This window comes from Desulfurococcus sp. (genome assembly GCF_049970475.1).
GTDB classification, from domain to species: Archaea; Thermoproteota; Thermoprotei_A; order Sulfolobales; family Desulfurococcaceae; genus Desulfurococcus; species Desulfurococcus amylolyticus.
The window spans coordinates 1-5,985 of sequence record NZ_JBMFMW010000072.1; the positions used below are offsets into that span (position 1 = coordinate 1).

Consider the following 5,985-nt stretch of genomic DNA (forward strand, 5'->3'; position numbering starts at 1 on the left):
CTACATGGCTGCCGCCAGACACATGGGTACCCTCAGGCTCAGGAGGACTATACGTAGAGTAGCCCCCTCGCTGCCGACGATAGTGGCTGTAACAGGGTATCCTAAGGTCGGTAAGTCATCCATAATAAACGGGTTGAAGGGGAGGCATTCAGCCCCGACAAGCCCGTACCCGGGAAGCCCAGGGTACACGAGGCATTTCCAATTATACCGTGTAGACAAGGATATACTGCTGGTCGACTCGCCTGGAGTGATACCTGTCGAAGGAGGGGAACTTGAAAGGGTGATAAGGGGTTATCCAATAGAGAAGCTCGAGGACCCAGTTCTCCCAGCTATGAAGCTCATCGAGAGGATAATGACCTACCACCCCAACGCGTTCATGGAGGCTTATGGTGTTAGTGAAAGGGATCCCTTGAGGATCCTTGAGGAGATAGCTGTGAGGCACGGATGGTTCTATAAAACTACCAGGGAGCCCTTAATCGAGGAAGCAGCTAGGAAGGTGATTAGGGATTACCATGATGGAGTCGTGAAATTCTATATAAGACCGGCTTGGATCAGAGATATTGGTGAGCCATGTGATCAAGGTGAAGGTGACCGGTGAGCAAGCACCTAGAATACTTGATGTCGGAGAGATAAGTGTTTCAGAGCTACTTAGAAGGCTGGGGCTCTCTAAATCAGAGCATATAGTGCTAAGGGGGGGAATCCCTCTAACAGAGGACGACATCATCAGGGATGGAGACGAGGTAGTTGTATACCTGGTTAAATCAGGTGGGTAGGGATGAGTCTAAGCAGTGTAGAGTATGAGAGGTATAGTAGGCAGTTGCCAATAATAGGCGTGGAAGGGCAGTTGAAGCTTAAGAAGACGAGCATCCTGGTCGCTGGTGCCGGCGGCCTCGCATCCACGATACTCTATTATTTAACAGCAGCTGGGGTCGGGAGGATAGTGTTTATCGATGACGGGCTGGTGGAGCTGAGTAATCTCCAGAGGCAGATACTATACAATACAGAGGACATAGGGAGACCAAAGGTGCTGGCTTCATATGAGAAGCTGGGGAAGCTGAATCCAGGTGTGACGCTGGAACCTATACAGGCGACTATAAGTAGGGAACTCCTGGATAAACTAGTCCCCAGCGTGGATATAGTTGTCGATGCCCTAGATAACTGGGAGACGCGATTCCTGCTTGACGAGTCTGCCTGGAGGTATGGAAAACCACTTGTTCACGCTGGGGTTGGAGAGTATTATGGACAATTAACAGTTGTAATACCTGGTAAAACCCCCTGTCTTAGATACTTGTTCCGCAGTGTTGGAGGAGGCGAGAGGGGGAGGGTCATAGTCATGGCTCATATACCGGGCTTGCTTGGATTACTGGAGGTAAACGAAGTATTTAAGCTCATACTGGGCTACGGTTCTCCATTAGCCGGTAAAATACTATTGTTCAATGCGAAAACCCCTTCGATAGACCTTGTTGAAGTGAAGTATGAGAATAGTGAAGAAGAAGAAATAGAAAAATACTGTGGCGAACCCGGAGTCAACCACTCATCTCGGGAGTAACCAGCGTTATCCTATCGTCGTCTTTCAAAGGAGTATCTGGGGATAGAACTGGCTTATCGTTTACGAGTGTTACAAATATGTAGTGTCCATCAATATATCTCTCGTAGAGCAATGGGTTGGTTTTCTCGCTGAGAACCCTAATGGCATCCCTTAGCATGGCTCCCTCGGGGAGCTCTAGCTCCACCATGCTTCTACCAGTGTAATCGCTCGCCCTCCCCAGCGTGATCACTGTGATTCTCATAAGGTGGTCCTCTCCCCTAGCTACTATTATCCTTACTACTCTCTTAAATCTTAACACGGTTATACAGCTTCAAATATGTGAAAACGCTTCCATCGCCACCTATGACATCATCCTCGATGATTGAGTAATTTCTGGACACCATCGTAGAGAACTTTCAGAGACGAGCAACCAGTAAGCCGGTTTATGTCCCTTAAAGAAGCGGGGGTTTCAAGCGATTTATTCGCATTCAATATTGACAGGCTACGTATGCATGCTTGTGGATGAGTGTGGAGGTATAGATGAGCCAATAACGAACATCGTTGATCCACCTATTATAAAGCTCGTCACTAAGAGCTCACCTCACCGGTGGACCTTATCCTTCAGGACAGGGAGAGGTTGGCTGGTGATGCTGTATCTGGAGACTATCTTTTAGGATTTGGTAATTGGTTAGCCACCGAGGAATTCCTCTATTATTAGGACACGGTTTCCACTTGTTATCTTCATAGTGTAGTCCTCTACGAGCCTGTCATCTACTAGTACTATGATGTTGTTTCCTGTAAGCTTGTCCCTGGCTGATTCCACCAGGTCTGCTACCCGGGCTTCCTCAGCATCTATACATAGGGTTTCACCTTGTGGAAGTATCTTGGCGCATATCACTTTTACCACTTTTTGAAATTTATTGGTTACTTGGTATCTATATATTTTGGAACTGGTTCCCGGGTGTTTTTGAATCAACTAAGTAATATTTCACCCAGTATAAGTGAGATCATATTGTGTGGTTTAGGTATGTTGAAAACAAGTCTCCAGGGTTCACTGGGTTACTTGGGAATTTCCTGTCGAAGTATATGTTCTTGCCTTTAACTGATAATGGTATCCCGTATACGATGTCAGCGTCTATTAATCCCAGCTCCTGAGCCGCCACGCCTATAGAGTACATTATCCTATTGTCTATGTTTAGCATTGATGCAGTCTTGACTGCTGAACCTAGTGCTATGCCCAGGTTTACTATTGAGTTAACGGTGTCTGCGTCGAGCACCCATTTCTCCGGCTTAGCTAGGTTGAGCCTCGCTATTTTACAGCCTATTAGTACTACCGCGTCGCTATTCAACACGTTCTCAGCGTCTCTCTCGAAGAACGCACCGTACTTTTCTGCGAGCTTCTTCATGTACTCTGCCAGCGTCTCTAACTCCCGTTTCCCGGTTATAATGGCTGATACTATGTTGTCTATGCCCCGTGCCTTAGGCGCTGTCTTAGCTGATGCGAGCATTAGTGATGCGGTGGTTTCAACGGCTTTCTTTAATGCCTCCTGCTCGGTTATCAAGCCTACCACCATGTTGCACTATATAGATCTACCCTCAAGAATATATACTGGTCTCCATGCCGATCCCCTAGTTCCTTGATTACTGTGCTATATTTGTAAACCATGTACATGGCATGTCTAAGTATACAGGGATCGGTTAATCATGTATTGATCAATGGGGGTAGTTAATCGCTTATTAACTGGAAGAGTGTCAAGTTAACCAGTGATCCAACCATGGTATGAAGGCGATCGCCCCTCATGGACGAGCATCTATTAGATGCTGCATGGTTCCCGGGGCATCATGGCACTGAGGATAAGTGTACATGAATATGTATCAGAGTTAAACAACATTGTACATGAATACAGGGATAGGCTCGATAATACCCATGAAACCCGGTCAACTCCCCCGTCTACTCGAACACCTATATCAAACAACAGGGCCTTGTCTTGATCGGCTTCAATAGGTAATACCATCATGATTATGTATAATAATATAGTTCATGTATTACAATAATATAATTATAATCCTAGATAATTAACTTTGTATAGTGTATCAAGAATTGAAACACGAATACTGGTTTAGTAAGGTATTACCCTTGAAAAGTGATCTAGGAAGATAATCTTTGATGCACTTATATCCCATGGGAGTCCCTTGGCTAGATCACTTTTCAAGGGTAATACCGTTGTAAATGAGTCATACATGGATAATACATGATATAATGATTCATGAGTAGATTATATTATTATGGGTGATTGCTTCTAAATCATAAATTGTTAATGATGTTTCATGATTATTGATAGAGATATGTAAAATAGTTGATATTGAATAATGATTGAAATTAAGTAATCAAGTACATGACTATAAATTAATCAATTGAATATAGATGTAAAAATCAATATGAAACTATGAATTGGATCTATTGATGGAGACTACTTAATCAATAAGCAGGAATTTTACCAATTATCTTGTAATATGCCACCGTTACTCCTTTATGTATGGCTTACCCAGGGCCCTCGGCATCCTGATTTTCTTCATTACCATAGTTATCACAATAATAGTCGCAACATAAGGCATCATCTTGAAGAGATATGTTTCAGCAGTGAACTGCCTGCCCAGCATGGATTGAAGCTGTATCGGTAGACTTATCGATAATGCCTCGAAGAACCCGAAGAGCAGTGCACCGGCAATGGCCATCGCGGGATTCCAGTTACTGAATGCCTCATTAGCCAATGCTATGAAGCCTCTCCCAGCTGTCGTCGCCTTAGTATAGTTCCCGAACCACTCGGCTGAAAGGAAGACGCCGCCTAAACCCATCACAACCGCCCCGAGAACAGTTGCTAGGAGTCTAGTCCTGAAGACGTTGATTCCCATTGCCTCTGCTGCGCGTGGCTCGTCACCGCATGCCTTCAGGACGAGCCCGTATTTCGTCTTCTCGAGGATAAACCACTCGGCGAGCCCGACGAGGATTGCTGCTATGGAGAATAGTGGGATGATGAAGACTTTCCCGCCTATGGTAAACTGCAATCCTTGCAGCTTCTGTATCTGAGGGGTCTGGGAGTAGTCCCCCCATGTCGTCACCATCATTACTATTGTTAACCCGGCTGCAACCATGTTGAAGCCTACGCCTATAATCACCTGGTCCCCTCTGAGGTATATGGAGATCAAGCCATGAATTAAGCCCGCTAACCCGCTCACCACCAGGGCTAGGAGGATACCTATAGCCAGGTTCCCTGAGGCCAGGGTGAAGTATACTGTGGAGAAAGCCGATAGTATGAAGACGCCCTCAACACCTATATTCACCACACCGCTTTTCTCATTGATTATGGCTCCAAGCGCTCCGAGTAACACTACTGTAGCTGAATACAGCGTGTTCTCGATTAAGGCTATAAGGAAATCTATCATTCTATCCCCTCCTCAACTTGGATACCAGTAGCTCGTAGGTGTAGGTAGCTGATAAAGCAATAACTATGATACCTATAACTACATCGGTTAAGTAGGGGGGTGCCCCAGTACGTAGCTCAACCCATTGCCCGCCGAATTGGAGTCCACTTATAAATAACCCGGCTAACACCACCCCGATGGGGTTATTCCTTCCAAGTAAGCCTATACCTATACCGAGGAAGCCGAGGCCATAGATAGCGGACATCGTCGTATCAATCGAGTATATGACTGAGAGCACGAAGAGCGCGCCCCCGAGTCCAGCGATCGCTCCAGAAATAGACATAGCTGTTATGAAGATCTTCTCCAAGTTGAACCCGGCGTAAACAGCTGCCTTAGGATTCAAGCCGGCAACCCTTATAGAGTAGCCGAGCGAGCTATACCTTAACACGATGTATGTCAGTACAGCCACTCCGGCAATCATTATGAAGCCGAGGACATCGGGTATCCTGGAGGATGCGGGCACGAAGACACTCATATGGGAGTAGATCGGGTCAGTGAACCTCGAGACAATTAAGTAGAGCACGAGATAGTAAGTGGTCCAGTTCATCATTATCGCGACGACAACCTCGTTAACACTCCTGCGCGCCCTCAAATACCCTATTATAAAGCCCCAGAATCCCCCTGCCAAGGTCCCTGATACCAGGCCTGTTACGGAGGATAACACGGGTTGGCCGGTGGCGTTATATATAATATATGTTGACACAAGCCCTGTAAAGGCACCTATGTACAGCTGGGACTCGCCTCCTATATTGAATAACCCGGCTAAGGCGGGTATAGAGAACGCGAGCCCTGTCGCGATCACTGGTATGCTTTGCTTCATTAATACCTCTGTATTCCTGAATCCCTCGCTGAACAGGATACTGATAACAGAGAGTGGTTCATACCCGCTGAACAACAATATGATTACGGCTACTGCGAAGCCCACCAAGAGTGAGACGGCTTCCTCTATAATCACCTTGACTATCCTCATGTAG

The 5,985-nt window shown here is 46.1% G+C and carries 8 protein-coding genes; 3 read left to right on the forward strand and 5 right to left on the reverse strand.

The window, feature by feature from the left end:
* The 3 genes from ACP5N5_RS05160 to ACP5N5_RS05170 form a co-directional block, all read left to right on the forward strand.
* Positions 1-598 (forward strand): GTPase (locus ACP5N5_RS05160; RefSeq protein WP_428133560.1); only part of this gene is annotated, 598 nt, incomplete at its 5' end.
* A complete protein-coding gene (locus tag ACP5N5_RS05165) occupies positions 573-773 on the forward strand; it encodes a hypothetical protein (protein WP_428133562.1) in 201 nt (66 codons plus the stop codon). The genes ACP5N5_RS05160 and ACP5N5_RS05165, both read left to right, overlap by 26 nt.
* A gap of 2 nt (positions 774-775) precedes the next feature.
* Positions 776-1,549, forward strand: coding sequence for a HesA/MoeB/ThiF family protein (locus tag ACP5N5_RS05170; protein ID WP_428133564.1), 774 nt, complete (start codon positions 776-778; stop codon positions 1,547-1,549).
* Here ACP5N5_RS05170 and ACP5N5_RS05175 read toward each other — a convergent pair.
* From ACP5N5_RS05175 to ACP5N5_RS05195, 5 genes are all read right to left on the reverse strand, one after another.
* On the reverse strand, positions 1,527-1,847 hold the full coding sequence (locus ACP5N5_RS05175) for a MoaD/ThiS family protein (protein WP_428133567.1): 321 nt from the start codon (positions 1,845-1,847) through the stop codon (positions 1,527-1,529). The genes ACP5N5_RS05170 and ACP5N5_RS05175 overlap by 23 nt on opposite strands.
* A gap of 369 nt (positions 1,848-2,216) precedes the next feature.
* Entirely contained in the window at positions 2,217-2,426 is a 210-nt protein-coding gene (locus tag ACP5N5_RS05180; RefSeq protein WP_232216695.1) for a hypothetical protein, read from the reverse strand.
* A gap of 109 nt (positions 2,427-2,535) precedes the next feature.
* The gene (locus ACP5N5_RS05185) at positions 2,536-3,102 is read right to left on the reverse strand and encodes a ferredoxin domain-containing protein (RefSeq protein WP_012609057.1); all 567 of its coding nucleotides are present in this window, start codon (positions 3,100-3,102) and stop codon (positions 2,536-2,538) included.
* 949 nt (positions 3,103-4,051) lie between these two features.
* Positions 4,052-4,972, reverse strand: a complete 921-nt coding sequence (locus ACP5N5_RS05190; protein ID WP_428133571.1) for an ABC transporter permease — start codon at positions 4,970-4,972, stop codon at positions 4,052-4,054.
* A gap of 1 nt (position 4,973) precedes the next feature.
* A partial coding sequence (locus tag ACP5N5_RS05195; RefSeq protein WP_428133574.1) for an ABC transporter permease occupies positions 4,974-5,985 on the reverse strand: 1,012 nt, incomplete at its 5' end.

Bases quoted from the DNA above. Each gene is read 5' to 3' on its own strand.
- ACP5N5_RS05170 (WP_428133564.1), top strand. From the start codon at position 776: ATGAGTCTAAGCAGTGTAGAGTATGAGAGGTATAGTAGGCAGTTGCCA.
- ACP5N5_RS05185 (WP_012609057.1), bottom strand. From the start codon at position 3,102: ATGGTGGTAGGCTTGATAACCGAGCAGGAGGCATTAAAGAAAGCCGTT.
- ACP5N5_RS05190 (WP_428133571.1), bottom strand. From the start codon at position 4,972: ATGATAGATTTCCTTATAGCCTTAATCGAGAACACGCTGTATTCAGCT.